The sequence below is a fragment of the Marinomonas spartinae genome (genome assembly GCF_900089775.1).
Lineage (GTDB): Bacteria > Pseudomonadota > Gammaproteobacteria > Pseudomonadales > Marinomonadaceae > Marinomonas > Marinomonas spartinae.
The window spans coordinates 200,973-217,399 of sequence record NZ_FLOB01000005.1 but is presented as its reverse complement, the minus strand read 5'-3'; the positions used below and the strand labels follow the sequence as shown (position 1 = coordinate 217,399).

Annotated in this window: 19 protein-coding genes; 7 read left to right on the top strand and 12 right to left on the bottom strand. The window is 44.0% G+C overall.

Annotated features, from left to right (window positions below; all coding sequences use genetic code 11):
• Positions 1-59 precede the first annotated feature (59 nt).
• Together MSP8886_RS12840 and grxD are read right to left on the bottom strand one after the other, a co-directional pair.
• A complete protein-coding gene (locus MSP8886_RS12840) occupies positions 60-683 on the bottom strand; it encodes a peroxiredoxin (protein ID WP_067017023.1) in 624 nt (207 codons plus the stop codon).
• Between the two features lie 73 nt (positions 684-756).
• Positions 757-1,086 carry a Grx4 family monothiol glutaredoxin gene (gene grxD, locus MSP8886_RS12835; protein WP_067017020.1) on the bottom strand — a complete coding sequence of 110 codons (330 nt, stop codon included), beginning with the start codon at positions 1,084-1,086 and terminating at the stop codon, positions 757-759.
• A gap of 222 nt (positions 1,087-1,308) precedes the next feature.
• Between grxD and argF the strand changes: the two genes are divergently transcribed.
• Together argF and MSP8886_RS12825 are read left to right on the top strand one after the other, a co-directional pair.
• On the top strand, positions 1,309-2,214 hold the full coding sequence (gene argF, locus MSP8886_RS12830; protein WP_067017018.1) for an ornithine carbamoyltransferase: 906 nt from the start codon (positions 1,309-1,311) through the stop codon (positions 2,212-2,214).
• An 86-nt stretch (positions 2,215-2,300) separates the two neighbouring features.
• Positions 2,301-3,227, top strand: a complete 927-nt coding sequence (locus MSP8886_RS12825) for a LysR family transcriptional regulator (RefSeq protein WP_281197847.1) — start codon at positions 2,301-2,303, stop codon at positions 3,225-3,227.
• A gap of 40 nt (positions 3,228-3,267) precedes the next feature.
• Here the strand turns inward: MSP8886_RS12825 and MSP8886_RS12820 are convergent, their stop codons facing one another.
• The 6 genes from MSP8886_RS12820 to MSP8886_RS12795 all read right to left on the bottom strand — a co-directional run bounded on the left by MSP8886_RS12820 (position 3,268) and on the right by MSP8886_RS12795 (position 8,741).
• Positions 3,268-4,788: an ATP-binding protein gene (locus MSP8886_RS12820; protein WP_067017016.1), complete on the bottom strand. Its 1,521-nt coding sequence runs from the start codon at positions 4,786-4,788 to the stop codon at positions 3,268-3,270.
• 7 nt (positions 4,789-4,795) lie between these two features.
• Positions 4,796-5,518: a response regulator gene (locus tag MSP8886_RS12815; protein ID WP_067017014.1), complete on the bottom strand. Its 723-nt coding sequence runs from the start codon at positions 5,516-5,518 to the stop codon at positions 4,796-4,798.
• Positions 5,519-5,562: 44 nt separating this feature from the next.
• Entirely contained in the window at positions 5,563-6,021 is a 459-nt protein-coding gene (locus MSP8886_RS12810; protein ID WP_067017012.1) for a DUF1499 domain-containing protein, read from the bottom strand.
• Between the two features lie 71 nt (positions 6,022-6,092).
• The gene (gene rluB, locus MSP8886_RS12805; RefSeq protein WP_067017010.1) at positions 6,093-6,986 is read right to left on the bottom strand and encodes a 23S rRNA pseudouridine(2605) synthase RluB; all 894 of its coding nucleotides are present in this window, start codon (positions 6,984-6,986) and stop codon (positions 6,093-6,095) included.
• A 117-nt stretch (positions 6,987-7,103) separates the two neighbouring features.
• The gene (locus MSP8886_RS12800) at positions 7,104-7,724 is read right to left on the bottom strand and encodes an L-threonylcarbamoyladenylate synthase (protein WP_067017137.1); all 621 of its coding nucleotides are present in this window, start codon (positions 7,722-7,724) and stop codon (positions 7,104-7,106) included.
• 168 nt (positions 7,725-7,892) lie between these two features.
• Positions 7,893-8,741: a PHP domain-containing protein gene (locus tag MSP8886_RS12795; RefSeq protein WP_067017008.1), complete on the bottom strand. Its 849-nt coding sequence runs from the start codon at positions 8,739-8,741 to the stop codon at positions 7,893-7,895.
• Between the two features lie 66 nt (positions 8,742-8,807).
• Between MSP8886_RS12795 and MSP8886_RS12790 the strand changes: the two genes are divergently transcribed.
• Positions 8,808-9,344: a septation protein A gene (locus tag MSP8886_RS12790; protein ID WP_067017006.1), complete on the top strand. Its 537-nt coding sequence runs from the start codon at positions 8,808-8,810 to the stop codon at positions 9,342-9,344.
• A gap of 2 nt (positions 9,345-9,346) precedes the next feature.
• Positions 9,347-9,649, top strand: a complete 303-nt coding sequence (locus MSP8886_RS12785) for a YciI family protein (protein ID WP_067017004.1) — start codon at positions 9,347-9,349, stop codon at positions 9,647-9,649.
• Between the two features lie 101 nt (positions 9,650-9,750).
• Here MSP8886_RS12785 and MSP8886_RS12780 read toward each other — a convergent pair whose 3' ends face one another.
• Positions 9,751-10,038: an Rdx family protein gene (locus tag MSP8886_RS12780; protein WP_067017002.1), complete on the bottom strand. Its 288-nt coding sequence runs from the start codon at positions 10,036-10,038 to the stop codon at positions 9,751-9,753.
• A 116-nt stretch (positions 10,039-10,154) separates the two neighbouring features.
• Between MSP8886_RS12780 and MSP8886_RS12775 the strand changes: the two genes are divergently transcribed.
• Both MSP8886_RS12775 and mnmC read left to right on the top strand, forming a co-directional pair.
• Positions 10,155-10,709, top strand: a complete 555-nt coding sequence (locus MSP8886_RS12775) for a peptidylprolyl isomerase (RefSeq protein ID WP_067017000.1) — start codon at positions 10,155-10,157, stop codon at positions 10,707-10,709.
• Entirely contained in the window at positions 10,699-12,684 is a 1,986-nt protein-coding gene (gene mnmC / locus MSP8886_RS12770; protein WP_067016998.1) for a bifunctional tRNA (5-methylaminomethyl-2-thiouridine)(34)-methyltransferase MnmC2/FAD-dependent 5-carboxymethylaminomethyl-2-thiouridine(34) oxidoreductase MnmC1, read from the top strand. The genes MSP8886_RS12775 and mnmC overlap by 11 nt, the downstream gene beginning before the upstream one ends.
• A gap of 106 nt (positions 12,685-12,790) precedes the next feature.
• On the opposite strand, the gene MSP8886_RS12765 is transcribed toward mnmC, so the two are convergent.
• Complete coding sequence (locus tag MSP8886_RS12765) at positions 12,791-13,120, bottom strand: hypothetical protein (protein ID WP_067016996.1); 330 nt, start codon at positions 13,118-13,120, stop codon at positions 12,791-12,793.
• 116 nt (positions 13,121-13,236) lie between these two features.
• Between MSP8886_RS12765 and cysE the strand changes: the two genes are divergently transcribed.
• Entirely contained in the window at positions 13,237-14,064 is an 828-nt protein-coding gene (gene cysE, locus MSP8886_RS12760; RefSeq protein ID WP_067016994.1) for a serine O-acetyltransferase, read from the top strand.
• A 31-nt stretch (positions 14,065-14,095) separates the two neighbouring features.
• On the opposite strand, the gene MSP8886_RS12755 is transcribed toward cysE, so the two are convergent.
• Together MSP8886_RS12755 and ligA are read right to left on the bottom strand one after the other, a co-directional pair.
• Positions 14,096-14,332, bottom strand: a complete 237-nt coding sequence (locus tag MSP8886_RS12755; RefSeq protein WP_067016992.1) for a YheU family protein — start codon at positions 14,330-14,332, stop codon at positions 14,096-14,098.
• Positions 14,333-16,423 carry an NAD-dependent DNA ligase LigA gene (ligA, locus tag MSP8886_RS12750; RefSeq protein ID WP_067016990.1) on the bottom strand — a complete coding sequence of 697 codons (2,091 nt, stop codon included), beginning with the start codon at positions 16,421-16,423 and terminating at the stop codon, positions 14,333-14,335. It lies immediately after the preceding gene.
• Positions 16,424-16,427 lie beyond the last annotated feature (4 nt).

Below are 16,427 nucleotides of genomic sequence, written 5' to 3'. Positions count from 1 at the left end.
CAAACCGACTCAATATAAGAATCTAAAACAGTAATATAGAAGCCATTATGGCTTTATCATTAGAGATTTTTGCTGCTTTCAGATAGGTAAGAAGCTACACCTTCAGGTGTGTTCACCATACCTTTATCCCCTTTGTTCCATCCAGCAGGACAAACCTGACCATTCTCTTCAAAGAATTGCAGTGCATCCACGATACGAACTAACTCATCCATATTACGGCCAATAGGCTCATCATTTACAATCTGAGAGCGCACAACACCTTTTTGATCGATAACAAAAGACGCTCGCATTGCCACGCCGGCGGGGTAGTAGGAATCACCACCATCTGATTCAATACCATAGGCTTGAGCAATCGCATGGCTCATATCACCTGCAAGCGTATACTCAACAGGGCCGATACCACCATCTTCTACTGGCGTATTACGCCAAGCGTTATGAGTGAAGTGAGAGTCGATAGACACACCTACCACTTCTACACCCATCTCACGAAATTTCTCCATACGATGAGACATAGCAATGATTTCAGATGGACAAACAAAAGTGAAATCCAACGGATAGAAAAACACGATAGCGTACTTTCCCTTGATAGCCTCGGCTAGGTTGAAAGAGTCCACGATTTGACCATCAGCCAATACTGCCGGTGCAGTAAAGTCAGGTGCCTTTTTACCAACCAAAATAGACATAGTATAGAATCCCCTTATATACCGTCATTTAACATTATAAAATCAGCCCGTCTAATAGCAGGCTGATTATCACTTACTCTTGCTCGTCGCCTACCGCCTCTTTAATCAAAGTCTGCAACTCACCCGTGGAGGCCATTTCTACGATAATATCGCATCCTCCCACAAGCTCACCTTTGACCCATAATTGCGGGAAAGTCGGCCAATTAGCATACTTAGGCAGCTCAGCGCGAATATCTGGATTTTCCAAAATATTCACAAATGCAAAACGTTCACCACACGACATTAAGGCTTGAACAGCCTGAGAAGAAAATCCACACTGTGGGGCACGAGGATTGCCCTTCATGTACAGCAGAACATCGTTATTTTCAATTTGCTCTTTAATGGTGTCGATTGTCGTACTCATAATAGTGTCCTCACTGAATTCTGCTAGCTCACAACAAATACACGCGATTCATTGTAAGAATCAAATAACTTGCTCCAGTTTATTGGGTCTATGTGACTGTTTACAACCCCATCCCCAACCTTTCCTTTGTTGTTTTCTGTGTCAATTATCCTTTACTCACCTACCTGAGTATATTAAATTGGCCGATTCCCCCTTTTAAAAATCAATACTAAGGAGTTTCACGTGTCGCCAAGACATTTTCTTACTCTCAAAGATTTATCTTCTGAGGAGTTAAAACAGTTGCTATCTCGAGCCACAGAGCTTAAGAAAATTCATCTCGAAGGCACACTATACGAACCGCTAAAAAGTCGTGTGTTAGCCATGATTTTTGAAAAATCTTCTACCCGAACCAGAGTATCCTTTGAATCTGGCATGGCGCAATTTGGCGGACACGCGCTCTTTTTATCCTCACGAGACACCCAACTGGGCCGTGGTGAACCCATCGAAGACAGCGCTCGTGTCATTTCTAGCATGGTCGACGCCGTCATGATTCGCACGTTTGAACACAGCATCGTAGAAACTTTTGCACAATATTCTTCGGTTCCCGTCATCAACGCACTGACCGATGATTATCATCCCTGTCAACTACTGGCTGACATGCAAACTTATCAAGAACACCGTGGCTCTATCGAAGGGAAAAAAGTGGTTTGGGTTGGCGATGGCAACAACATGTGCAACTCATACATTAATGCTGCAGCATTATTAAACTTTACTTTAGTTATTGCTTGCCCTAAAGGTTATGAGCCGAACCCTACACTAGTTGAAGAAAATAAAGAGCGGGTCACCGTCGTTCACAGCGCCATAGATGCAGCAAAAGATGCCGACTTAATTGTGACTGATGTCTTTGCGTCAATGGGCCAAGAAGATGAACAGGAGAAGCGTTTGAAGGACTTTGAAGGTTTCCAAGTAAATAAAACCTTAATGGCACAAGCTCATAACGATGCTTTGTTTATGCACTGCTTACCGGCCCATCGTGGAGAAGAAGTCAGCGCAGATATAATGGATGACCCCGATTCTGTGGTCTGGGACGAAGCTGAAAATCGCCTACACGCACAAAAGGCACTACTTGAATTTTTGTTGTGCCAATAAGACAATAAATTAAACCCGTGATAAGGCTTTTTCACGGGTTTTTTCTATTATAAATACTGAATAACTCTCACTTACAGTGAATTATTATGAGCATTATCGAAGTTAGGCACTTAAAAACACTGACCGCGCTACGAGAAACGGGCAGTTTAGTCGAAGCAGCAGAGCGCGTCCATTTGACCCAATCCGCTCTCTCTCATCAACTAAAAGACCTAGAAGAAAAACTGGGCTGCGCGCTTTTTATTCGCAAAACCAAACCAGTCCGCTTCACTAGCGCAGGGCTGCGTTTATTGCAACTTGCGGATGATGTTTTATTGGCTTTTCGCTCTGCTCAACGAGATATACAACGTTTTGCTGAAGGAGAAAGTGGCCGTTTACATATCGCTATCGAATGCCACAGCTGCTATGAATGGCTCATGCCCACCATTGATCACTTTCGTGAGCATTGGCCAGATGTGGAGCTCGATTTATCCACTGCCTTCAGTTTTATGCCTTTACCAGCACTGGCTCGCGGTGATCTTGACCTTGTTGTCACATCAGACCCACAAGAGCTGCCAAATATAGATTACATCCCTCTCTTTCAATACGAGTCCCAAGTTGCCTTATCACGCCATCATCCTTTAGCGAAAAAAGAGTTTCTAACACCGGAAGACTTTATCAAAGAAACTTTAATCACCTATCCCGTTGAGTCTGATCGTTTGGATATTTTTAAGCACTTTTTAAATCCAGCTGGCATTTCCCCAGCAAAAATTCGCCACAGTGAATTAACATTAATGATGATGCAATTGGTTGCTAGTGGCAGAGGCGTTTGCTGTTTACCAAACTGGGCACTAACAGAATACACTAATCGCCAATATGTCATCACTAAATCACTTGGTGAAGAAGGTGTCTGGTGTAAGTTGTATTTGGCCATTAGAAGAGACCAACGTCAGAATGCCTATATGGAAGATTTAATTACAACGGCCAGCAAAACCTGCTTCAAAAACCTAAAAGGCATTCTCTCACCCGAGCTTTAGCATACCCAATGCAAACCTAGGGATAACAAGGATTACAGTATTATGAAAGGGATTTCTGATGCTGACTTTTCGACCAAATCAAACTGAATTTTGCTCCACCACACTGACTTTCGTCTACCAACACCGCACCGCCGTGCCAAAAAGCAATACGCTGCACAATAGCCAAGCCCAATCCATACCCTCCAGATGCACGCGTGCGGCTATTATCTAAGCGCTGAAATGGAATAAAAACCTTATCTCTGTCTTCTAATGGAATGCCGGGACCATCATCTTCTATGTCTATTTGCCAGCGGTCATTATCAGAAGAGAAAACAATACAGATTTGGCTTGTTGCGTATTTCGCTGCATTAAGGATTAAGTTCTGTAGCGCTCTGTGTAAATGATGGGCATCCGCAATAACTTCATCATCACTGTCAATACTAACCTTAACCGTCAAATGCTGTAACAAAGGGTCATTATGACGAATAATACCTTCAACCAACTCTCGAATACCGGTTGAAGAAAAGTTAAGTGCCAAAGAACCTTCCTCTAATTTCCCATAGGTTAATACTTCATCCACTAAAGTATTCAGTTCCTCAACATCCTCTTCTAATGCCGTAATGGTATTAACGGCCGAACCATCCACTTCATCTTTTACGACCTCAAGACCAAAACGCAGACGCGCGATCGGCGTCCTGAGTTCATGGGAGATAGCATTAATCATTTCTCTCTGAACCTTTAACAGCCGTTGAATGTGAGATGACATTGAGTCAAAAGAATAGGCTAACTCTTTTAAGGTGCCACTGCTATCCGGAATCCCTTTTGGCAAACCAATTTGACCACGTGCAATCTGACGGGTGATGTTTTCAAAGGTCTTACGTTTTAAATCAAGTAACACAAGCTCACGCCAAATAAGTCCTATCATGACAGCAATACCAACCGCCACTATCGCCACTATCGCCACAGATAAAGACACCATCTTCTCAGGCAATAATGAAAGATAGTGAAGGTGATTAGAATTAGAGCCGCGCCATAAAAAGCCATATTCATTATGAATACCATGGACCAGCGAAATACCAGTAATACCGGACAAATCAACGTATTTAGAACTGGGGTAAGAAGTAATAGAAATACAAGACATGCTTTTGATCAGTGCAATTTTCTCTTTATGAGGAAGAGAAGAAGACAAAAGGTCTTTTAAAAGGCTCTCAAATTGATACACACTGCCTTTCTTACCAGTAGCAATGCCTGTTATCTCGGGGGAATCCTTAGCACCAAAAGAGACTTTATAATCCCCATTCGGCAAATGCACCCAATGCCTCTGAGGGATAAGTGACACCACCTCCGATGCAGATAAAACTTTCTTCGGTTTCTGCCAATCAAATTTAGATTCAGGGAGGGATGTCTTCACACCAGTGGCCAACAACGCCATACTTAACTCAGCATCGAGACACAATAGTTGCTCTATACGAGCATTGTCAAAGCGAGACTTAGTAAAGTCTACTGCCACATAGCAGCAGACTAATATAATCAAACACCCAATGAACAGGTGCTGATATAAGCGCTTAATCTCCTCGCGCATGAAACGCTTAGACCTCTTTTACAAAAAGATAGCCTTTACTGCGAATCGTTTTGATTCTACGAGGATGGATGGGGTCATCACCAATTTTAGAGCGAATACGAGAAATACGTACATCCACAGAGCGGTCTTGTCCATCGTATTCTATACCTCGCAACTCTCCGAAGATCTCTTCTCGACTTAAAATCCGCCCAGCACTGCTTGCTAACAACCACAACAAATCAAATTCTGCACTGGTCAATTCAACTTCTTCACCCGATAACCACGCTTCACGGCGAGAATTGTCCACCACAAGCGGTCCAAAGGTTAGCGTCTGTTCTTTTTTATCAGACCCTTCTGACGCCAAGTCCACATCTTGTGTACTGCGACGTAACAGAGATTGAATTCGCGCCAATAAAACACGAGGTTTAGCAGGCTTAGACACATAATCATCTGCGCCGATTTCCAGTCCTAAAATTTGATCGACATCGTCACTGCGAGCCGTCAACATTAAAATAGGCCCTTTATAGTCATTACGTACACTGCGACATACTGTAAAACCATCAGCCCCTGGCAGCATCAAGTCCAATACCACCAACGAGGGCTGCTCATCAACAATACGTGAAATTGCTGCACGTCCATCTGCTTCAATATCAACAGAAAAACCGTTCTTTTCCAAATACTCTTTGGTTAAAGAGGCCAATCTTTCGTCATCTTCTACAATTAAAATTGTTTGATTATCATCCACACTCATTTGCCGTCCCCATCCTTATACTTGATTCTTTGTTGTTACTGATATTATTGTTTAGCAAGAAATGCCCTGAGTTGCTGAATGCGTTTACGATTGACCCCCATATCGGAATAGCCAACCCGAGAAGCGGAACGCACTTCAATTACTTTTTTAGACTCAGGTAAGTAAAACTCAACATCATCAATATAGCCAATCAAAGCACTTTTTACCTCAAGGTGCACATACCCAAGACGACTCGTAACAATGTCGGCATTACCTTTTTTCAAAAAGTACGACTCAATAGCTAATTGAACATCTTTGCGATTCCCTGTGTACGGTATGGGATCAGTGTAGTGGACTTTATCTGTTTTTTCAGCCTGACTGGAGACACAATTTGGAGAAGTTGGGCACGATTTAAACAGTCCAGCCGTCATACCCAAATCATCGGGCATTTGGTTATTTAACTTCACGTATACAAAAAAACCTATGACCAAAGCAACGACGATTACTGCCATCCAACGAAACATGCTCTACTACTCCCAACTCACTTATTTACGCCAAAACCAAGTTCGTCATTAAAAAGCCATCCAAATATCTATTAACGAAACGATCGCTTACCCGGTTTTTTGGGTTTGAATTCTGGCTTATCACTGCTTTGCCAATCAAATCCTTTCGGACGACGTGCACCACCTGCTGTCGTTTTATTTTGCTGGCGTTTGACTTCTTGTTTTTGCTGCTGTGTTTTTGGTTTACTCGTCACTTCAATATCAACCATGGCACACAAGGCATCCACCTCTGAGTCATCCATTTCCACCCAGCGCCCCACCTTAGCTTTCGACGGTAAGAAAACTGGCCCAAAACGAACCCGTTTCAAGCGATTCACTTTGACGCCTTGAGACTCCCACAAGCGACGTACTTCACGGTTACGACCTTCCATTAAGCACACATAAAACCAGTGGTTAATACCTTCACCACCTCCATCGACAATATCGGTAAACTTAGCGTGGCCGTCGTCTAACGTCACCCCTTTTTTCAATGCAGCAATATTTTCTTCAGAGACATCGCCCATGACTCGAACTAAATACTCTCGATCAATTTCAGTCGAGGGATGCATTAGGCGGTTAGCTAATTCACCATCGGTGGTAAACAAAAGAAGACCAGATGTGTTGATGTCCAAGCGACCTACTGCAATCCAGCGTTCGCCACGTAATTTAGGAAGCTTATCAAATACCGTTGGTCGGCCTTCCGGATCTTTACGTGTACAGACTTCACCTTCTGGCTTGTTATAGATGATGACTCGACGTCCTTCACCCGCTTCTGTCACTTTAATTGGATAGCCATCCAATACAATGACATCAGTCAAACTGACACGGTCACCCAATGTTGCCACCGTGTCATTAACCAGAACACGTCCTTCACGAATACGGTTTTCCATTTCACGACGCGAACCCTGGCCCGCTCTCGCTAATACTTTTTGTAATTTCTCGTCCATTACGAACCTCTTAGAGGGAATGCTTCTCAGCAACCCATTATATAAAACGATATAACATAAATATGAACAGCATTATAATCGTACATGGCATCGCATGACAGCGTCCTACCACACAATTTACTTAAAAACGGACGGATCTCCCGCGCCAACACGCACCACTTCAATCTGCTCCGTGTCCATCATCACCACGGTTGTTGGCAATAAACCACAAAAGCCACCATCAATCACCAAATCCAACGCATGCTCTAAGCTATCTCGGATGTCGTAGGGATCAGTCAGTGGCTCAGTTTCACCCGGTAAAATCAACGACACACTCATAATCGGCTCACCCAGCTCAGCCAGCAGGGCAGACACTATTCGGCTGTCAGGCACACGAATACCAATGGTTTTCCGTTTAGGATGAAGCAACCGTCTTGGCACCTCAGAAGTGGCAGGAAAAATAAACGTATAAGGACCTGGAGTATTGTTTTTTAATAAACGGTACAAGTGATTATCAAAACGAGCGTAGGTGGAGATCTCTGATAAATCACTGCACACTAAGGTAAAATTATGTTTATCATCCAAACGGCGGATGGCTCGAATACGATCCAATGCCGATTTATCCCCTAACTGGCATCCAAGCGAATAACCACAATCTGTTGGGTAAGCAATAACACCACCACTACGGATCACCTGAACAGCCTGCTTGACCAAGCGTGCTTGAGGATTTTCTGGATGTATTTGAAAGAATTGACTCACAGCTTGTTCCACCGTTTAGTTCATCATTAACATTTTAGAGCGATCAATCATTGCTATACTCTAGTACTTAAACATCGACCTTGAAAGATCAATAAAAAGACTCTCACATCAATTACATACTAGACTATAACGCGTCGAAAACCCAATAGATCTGCTCTTATAGATTCATCACCAATGCTTATGAACTAAATCTAACCCTGCCTCATTCACCTGAGTAAACTTTCCCACTTGTGTCCAAGGACCAAACGGCCCATGAAAGTCACTGCCCATCGATGCTTCAAGAGCGTATTCTTGGGACAAACGTTCTAATAGTCGAACACTATCTGGTTTTTCGTTGCCAGAGGCGACTTCCATGGCCGTTCCTCCCCATTTTTTAAAATCCGATAGCAAATATTTCAATTTTGTCACGGTCAGTGGATATCGTTTTGGATGCGCTAAAATCAGCGCCATATTTTGATCTTTCAAACAGGTTAATACGCTTTCCAAATCAGGCCAAACATCACGTAACTGCCCCAATCGTTTATTCCCTAGATATCGATCAAAGGCTTTATTCGCGTCTTTGACGATGCCCTTTTCAACCATCAAAGAAGCAAAGTGAGGACGACCTAGTTGGCTGATCCCTGCCAAGGCGACCGCATCATCAAACAAATCCGGCAAGCCTTGTTTAACCAATAAATCCGCGATGCGTCGCGCCCGCTGCAGGCGTATCGTTTGATTAGACTGAACAATCGATAATAACGCGGGATTATCTGGCTCAAAATTCAGCACGACCATATGCAACGGAATGCCTTTCCACTGAGTGGACAATTCGACGCCATTAATAAAACTCAATGGCTGCCGCTCAGCTCGCTGGCGTGCTTCTGATAAACCGTCTAACGTATCATGGTCGGTCAAGGCAAATAAGGACACGCCTTGCTCAACAGCAAGATCCACCAGCTCTGTTGGCGATAAACGCCCATCGGAACAAATAGAGTGTGTATGAAGATCAACTTTACGATAGCTAGCAGCTTCTGGCATAGATAGACTGTTCTTTAATGATAATGATGGTTATTATAAGTCCAGCATACATAAATTGGTTTTTATATGAAATTACTATTCGACTTTCTTCCTATCGTAGTGTTCTTTGTTGTCTACAAAATGACTGGGAACATTATTTTAGCCACCGCCATATTGATTCCAGCGAGCATACTGCAAGTTGGCTACAACTGGTTCCGCCATAAAACAGTAGAAAAAATGCACTTGGTTTCTTTAGCTCTGGTGATTCTACTTGGCGGCGCCACTGTACTGTTTAACAACAGTGAGTTTATTAAGTGGAAGCCCACTGTTGTGAATTGGTTATTCGCCTTGGCATTTTTAGGCAGTCAATTCATTGGTGATAAAAACATCATCCAACGTATTATGGGCGATAAAATTGACCTTCCTTTCAAAGTCTGGCGCACCTTAAACCTAGCATGGGTCGGCTTTTTCATCCTGTCTGGTGCGGTGAATATTTATGTGGCCTTCTCATTCAGTGAGGATATCTGGGTCGATTTTAAATTATTTGGCCTACTCGGTATGACGGTGGTCTTTATTATCTTACAAGGCATCTACCTTTCTTCTCATATGCAAAATAAGGAATAACCATGCTCTACTCCATTATTAGCGACGACGTCGACAACAGTTTACCTGCACGTCAGCAAGCGCGTCCTGCTCATTTAGAACGTTTGCAAATGCTACAAAATGCTGGCCGTCTAATACTCGCTGGCCCAAGCCCAGCTATTGATTCTGATAATCCAGGCGATGCAGGTTTTACAGGAAGTGTCGTGGTAGCAGAATTTCCTAGCTTAGAAGACGCTCAAAAATGGGCCGATGCAGACCCCTATGTTGCCGCTGGCGTGTATCAGCGTGTCGTGGTAAAACCATTTAAGCAGGTTTTTCCTAACTAGGTAGAGCTTTACTTGCCATGCTTAGCAACAAAAAATGCGCTTAGCGTCCACATAAGAGATAAGGACATAAGTGCGTTTTTTGTTAGCGTATTATCTGCCCGTTAACTTGAGGTTTTTACATCTGAATGCCCTAAGTTCCGCTCTGGATCAATCACATCTCGCATTCTCTGTTTTAACACTTTCGCTTCAGGAAACCCGTCTTCCTTTTTACGGCACCAAATCTCTTCCCCATTCACCCGCACTTTGAAAATACCGCCTTGTGTGGGGATCAAAGTAACACTTTTAATGTCATCGTCAAACGTGGTCAATAGCTCCTGCGAAAGCCATGCTGCCCGCAACATCCAACGGCATAAGGTACAATATTCAATTTCAACAATGGCTGTTCGCATACCATTTCTCCTGTAAAATACCCATTTTTAAACATACCGACAGTTTGACCAAACCACTTGGCATACGGTTATGCTCCCCATATTATGGGATTATTCATCATTTAAGGAAAACCACAATGCGCAAGACTCTCATCACAGGGCTTATTTTGACCAGCCTTTGTTTAATACAAGCCAACGCTACGGAAGTCGACATACAAACCAATAAGGGAACCATTCGGGTCGACCTTAACAATAAAGCCGCCCCTAAAACCGTCAAAAACTTTCTCAACTATGTTGATAAAGACTTTTACAACGGCACCATTTTTCATCGTGTTATTCCAGGATTTATGATTCAAGGTGGTGGATTCACAAAAGATCTAAAACAAAAAGCCACCCGAGCCCCCATTGACTATGAAGGCGATAATGGCTTAACTAACAGCCGTGGAACCATTGCCATGGCTCGCACACAAGATCCAAACAGTGCCACCTCTCAGTTTTTTATCAACTTAAAAAATAATAACTTTTTGAACGACGGCGCCCGTGGTGGCCCCGGTTACACCGTATTTGGTCACGTTATTTCCGGTATGAAGGTCGTTGATGATATTGCTAAAGTCCCCACAAAATCGGTTGGTCCATACCGTAATGTACCAACCTCACCGATAATTATTAAGAGCATCAAACGTGTTAACTAGCTACCGTTTAGCGCCACCCATACTGACTTGGGGGGAAGATGGCGCCCCTCACTCAAACCAGTTTGATGATGTGTACTTTGATAAAGAGGCGGGGTTAGAAGAGACGTGTTATGTTTTTTTGCAACACAACTATTTATATGAACGCTGGAAAAGCTTAACGACCCCCTCTTTTACCATTGCTGAAACAGGTTTTGGCACCGGATTAAATTTTCTGTATGCGTGGCAAGCTTTTATTGAACAGGCTCCTGCGGATGCGACACTGCATTTTATCTCTGTTGAAAAATTCCCTCTCTCTAGGGAACAACTTATCAATGCCTTAAAAATGTGGCCTTCTCTTACAGACCAAAGCCAAGAGCTGATCAAACATTACCCGCCATTAAGTCATGGTTTTCACCGTATCGAATTGGCTCAGGGGCGCATTCAACTGACCCTTTGGTTTGGTGAAGCACAAGACGGCTTCGCGGAGCTTAATGCCGACATCGATGCTTGGTTTTTAGATGGTTTTGCACCGAGTAAAAACCCTGATATGTGGTCTCCAACCTTATTCAAACATATTTACCGATTAAGCCATCAAGGCACTACTTTTTCGACCTTCACGGCGGCAGGCATTGTTCGCCGTGGCTTACAAGACGTTGGCTTTGAGGTACGTAAGGTAAAAGGTTTTGGCCATAAAAGAGAAATGGCTGTAGGCGAACTGAATCAGCAAACTAACTCATTCCCAGAAAGAATGGCACAAGGACAGGCTTGGTTTAATGTTCGATCAAGCCATCCGTATTCTCATAAGGCATCCAAACATGTCTTAGTAGTAGGCTCTGGCTTGGCTGGAGCAACAACTGCCGCGTCACTGGCGAACCAAGGCATCAAAGTCACAGTATGGGAACAAGGTGGCGAGATTGCTTGTCAGGCATCAGGCAATCCACAAGGAATGCTTTACCCTAAACTTGGCTCACAGGACACGCCAGTCAACCGTTTTTATTTAGCCGCTTACCTGTATGCTTCACAACTTTATTCGTCTCTTGATGAAAATAAGGCGTTTTGGGATCAATGTGGTTTGATTCAACGGCCAACCAATGAAAAAGAGCGTACCCGATTCGCGACCATGCTAGCCAGCGGGCTTTACCCAAAGGCCGTTATGCAACCCAAACAGGATGAAAAAGACAGTCTCTTTCTTCCTTTATCTGGCTGGGTTATTCCTACTCGTCTGTGTGAAACATTGCTTAATCATAAAAACATAGAGGTTCAATTAAACACACAGCTTGTCTCTCTTAACAAAGAGGAGCCCCCTTCCCTCCCTTGGCAAGCGAGTCATCAAACAGGGACACACGCTTTTTCCGATATTGTCTTTTGCACCGCCAACGACACAAATCGAGTGGATTATCTACCGAATACACCTGCTTACCCTATTCGCGGCCAAGTCTCTTACTTGCCATTAGAAGCAGCTCAAGCCGCCTGTGAGGGCCAAAACGAGTTACACACGCCCTATGTTATTTGCCAAGAAGGTTATGTTTCTCCCGCTCTTGAGGATACCTTTCATTTTGGGGCAACTTATGACCTAAAAGATCAAGATGAAAACGTACGAGAAGAAGGCCATGCTAGAAATCTAAGAATGCTGGAAACTCTCCTAAAGCTCAAAGCGAATACGCTAAAGGTGGAAAATTGTGGTGGTCGGGTGTCCTTTCGTTGCGCGATTCCAGACTACACGCCGATGGTTGGGCCCGTCTTTAATCCTGAGATAATCGAATCACATTACGCAACATTGAGCAAAAATGCCAAATGGAAAAGCGATAAGGTGGCTGAAGTGAGCAATGGTTTATTTCTAAACATTGGCCATGGCTCCCGTGGTTTGGTGTCCACACCTCTTAGTGCCAGCTATTTAACCAGTTTAATTACCGGTGAGGCCGCGCCAATTGAGCAAAGGATTATTAATCGATTACACCCTAGCCGATTCACCGTGAGGAATCTGAAACGACAATAACAATAAACAAAAAGCAAGCCATCTAAATAGAGCGCTTTACCCAACAACCAGCACAGCGCTCTTTATGTGATCCCTTGCTTTTTATGACTTACTTTTTGCCTATTGATTAACTCTCAAACAAGGTGCAAGCACTAGGAATTAACTCAATAAAACGGTTACGCGTTTGTGGACGCAATACGCAACGATTCAAGTCTGGTAACAACCCCTTCAGTTGATCACTTAACTGTAACACGCCCAGATTAATGGATTCATAAGGATAAATATGATCTTGCATGCTTAATTTATGCAACTCGTCCAGTTCATCTTGTAAAATCATTTTCATCGCAAAAAAACGATCCTTCTGATTAATATCGTTGGTTTCCCAATAAGCATCTGCAAACGTAGAATTTAACTCGTAAAAGATATGCAGTGCATCGGCAACGGTTTTTGTAGTCATATTATCTCCATAAATCAGCGGCAATCTTCGCCTTAGCCCTTGTTTTGTTTTATCCTAACCCATAACCTATATTCTAGCCTCGAATCAACATAGGTAAATAGCTCTTGAGTAACACTATGTACAATGCCGTGACATCCGGCAACTTATGGTCGTCTTTACAAGCTGAAGCGGAGAAACTTTCGCTCGATGAGCCCATTCTTGCCAGCTACTTTAACACCACTATCTTACGACACGATGGTTTAAGCTCAGCACTAAGCTTTTTGTTAGCCAGCAAACTAGACAGCATTTCCATTCCTGCGATGGTTCTTCGAGAAGTGTTTGAAGAAGCCATGGGCGACTCTAAATCTGGCATTGTTCCGTGTATTGAGCAAGATATTTTGTCAATAAAAGAACGCGATGCCGCCTGTGATTGCCTCACCACCCCTTTACTTTTCTTCAAAGGTTTTCACGCACTGCAAACCTATCGTGTGGCAAATTGGCTGTGGAAGCAAAATAGAAAAAGTTTAGCACTGTATTTACAAGGCCAAATGTCCATGGTCTTTGGCGTAGATATTCATCCAGCCGCCACCATTGGTTGCGGCATCATGCTAGATCATGCAACAGGCTTGGTGGTCGGCGAAACCTGCATCATAGAAGATAACGTCTCCATCCTGCAGTCCGTTACACTGGGAGGAACAGGGAAAGAACATGGAGATCGCCACCCGAAAATTCGCTCTGGTGTATTAATTGGTGCAGGTGCCAAAATTTTAGGGAATATTGAGGTTGGAGAAGGCGCCAAAATCGGCGCAGGTAGCGTGGTGCTAGAACCCGTAGGGCCTTATACGACCGTCGCCGGCGTTCCCGCTAAAGTCGTTGGTCGTAATACAGGAACCCAACCAGCTAGAGACATGGACCACAACATCAACCATTGTGTTCGTGATCCACAAGAATGTGCTGAAAGCTAGAACAACGTGCGCCGAGAGCCATTACGACTTTTCATGAAAAGTCGTAATGGCTTAGCGTATCTTTCGGTACCATTTTAATGGTTTCACTTTCCGTATCAAACAATAATACGGCTGTGCCGGACGTGAGCGCCTTTAGCGCTTGCTGACGTTTCTGCTCAGCCGACAACTCATAGTCGCCATAATCCGTTCCGTCACGCGAAACAATATCGTCTAATATTGTTTCTAACGTGTCTTTTGCTAATGAATCATATGGAATCAAAGTATCCAATTAAAGCGCTCCATGTTCTTGCAATAATGCGATAACACCCGCTTCGTCAATCACAGGCACATTGAGAGATTGGGCTTTGGTTAATTTTGACCCTGCCTTTTCCCCCGCCACTAGGCAATCTGTTTTCGAAGAGACTGAACCACTCACTTTGGCCCCTAGGGACTGTAGCTTGTCTTTCACTTGATCACGAGAAAACTGGCTCAATGAGCCCGTTACCACATAGGTTTTTCCTTCCAAAGGACGTTCTTCAGAAGATTCAATCACCTGAGTATCCCATTCAATGCCTGTCGCTAACAAACCTTTAATCGTTGTGACATTCTGCTCCTGCTCGAAAAAAAGTTGTACATGCTGCGCCACAATGGGTCCAACGTCATCTACTTTTATTAGTGCCTCTTGATCCGCCGACATCAAAGCCTCTAACTCAACAAAATGCGTCGTTAAGGCACGCGCTGTGGCCTCTCCTACTTCACGAATACCAAGTGCGTAGATAAAGCGATTAAATTGCGTTTTCTTAGACTTCTCAATAGCGGCCAATAAGTTCTCTACCGACTTTTGCCCCATTCTTTCCATGGACAGTAAGGTGTCTTTTTTCTCATGAAGAGTAAAAATGTCGACAGGTGTTTTCAATAAGTTTTGTTCAACTAACTGTTCGATTAATTTATCGCCTAAGCCATCAATGTCCATGGCTTTACGAGACACAAAATGCTTGAGAGACTCTTTCAATTGCGCACCGCAGACCAATCCGCCCGTACAGCGCACCACCGCTTCCCCTTCGACTTGCTCAACATCCGAGCCACAGACCGGACAACTGTCTGGAAACACAACGGCCTTGCTTTGTGATTCATCACGACGCTCGAATAGCACCTGTACCACTTGAGGAATGACATCCCCTGCACGACGGATCACCACATAATCGTTCACTTGAACGCCAAGGCGTGAAATTTCATCCTTGTTATGAAGTGTCGCATTTGACACCGTCACCCCACCGACAAAGACAGGCTCCAGACGTGCCACCGGCGTAATGGCACCGGTACGGCCCACTTGAAAATCCACGCCTAAAATTCTTGTAACTTCTTCTTGTGCTGGAAATTTTCTAGCAATCGCCCAACGCGGTGCTCGGGCGATAAACCCAAGCGTCTCTTGAAGGGATATATCATCTACTTTATAAACAATGCCGTCGATGTCGTAGGGTAAGGTCGGGCGTTTGTCATTGAGCATTTGGTAATACTCAATGCAGCCTTGTGCTCCTTTGACAGTTTGCATCAGATTATTTATTCGAAACCCCCACTCTCCCAACTGCAGCAAGCCTTCGTAATGGCTAGCAGGTTGATCCCAGCCTTCCACATAGCCGATAGAATAGGCACACATTACTAAGGGTCTAGAGGCTGTGATTTTCGGGTCTAACTGACGCAGACTGCCCGCCGCCGCATTTCGCGGGTTCACAAAGGTTTTCTCTCCCCGTTCGGCGGCTTGCTGGTTCAGCTTTTCAAAGCCTTCTTTGGTCATATAAATCTCACCCCGTACCTCAATAACAGGAGGAGGCGTCTCAGTACGCAGCCGCAAAGGGACGGAATAAATGGTTTTGATGTTGGAGGTAATATCTTCGCCAGACAAGCCATCACCACGGGTGACACCACGAACAAGCTGCCCATTTTCATAACGCAAACTAATCGCCAAACCATCTAATTTTGGTTCACAACAATAGGTAATACTGGATCCATCAAATGCTAGTTGCTCGTCGTCCTCTAAGGATTCACGAATCAACTTACGAATGCGCTGGTCAAAATCACTTAATGATTCATCATCAAACGCATTATCAAGGGATAACATGGGAACAGTATGAGCAATGTTGGCAAAACCACTGTCTGGCTTTTCTCCAACACGCTGAGTCGGCGAGTTGGATTGAACCCACTCTGGGTGCTCTGCTTCAATGGCTTGTAACTGACGATAACAGCGGTCGTACTCGGCATCTGGTACTAATGGGTTATCTTTTACATGGTAGGCATAACTGTAGTCATTCAACGTATTAATCAGATCGAGCATTTGCTCTTGGCTAATTTGATTAGATGGAGGAGTTGACGCTTTGCTCATAGAA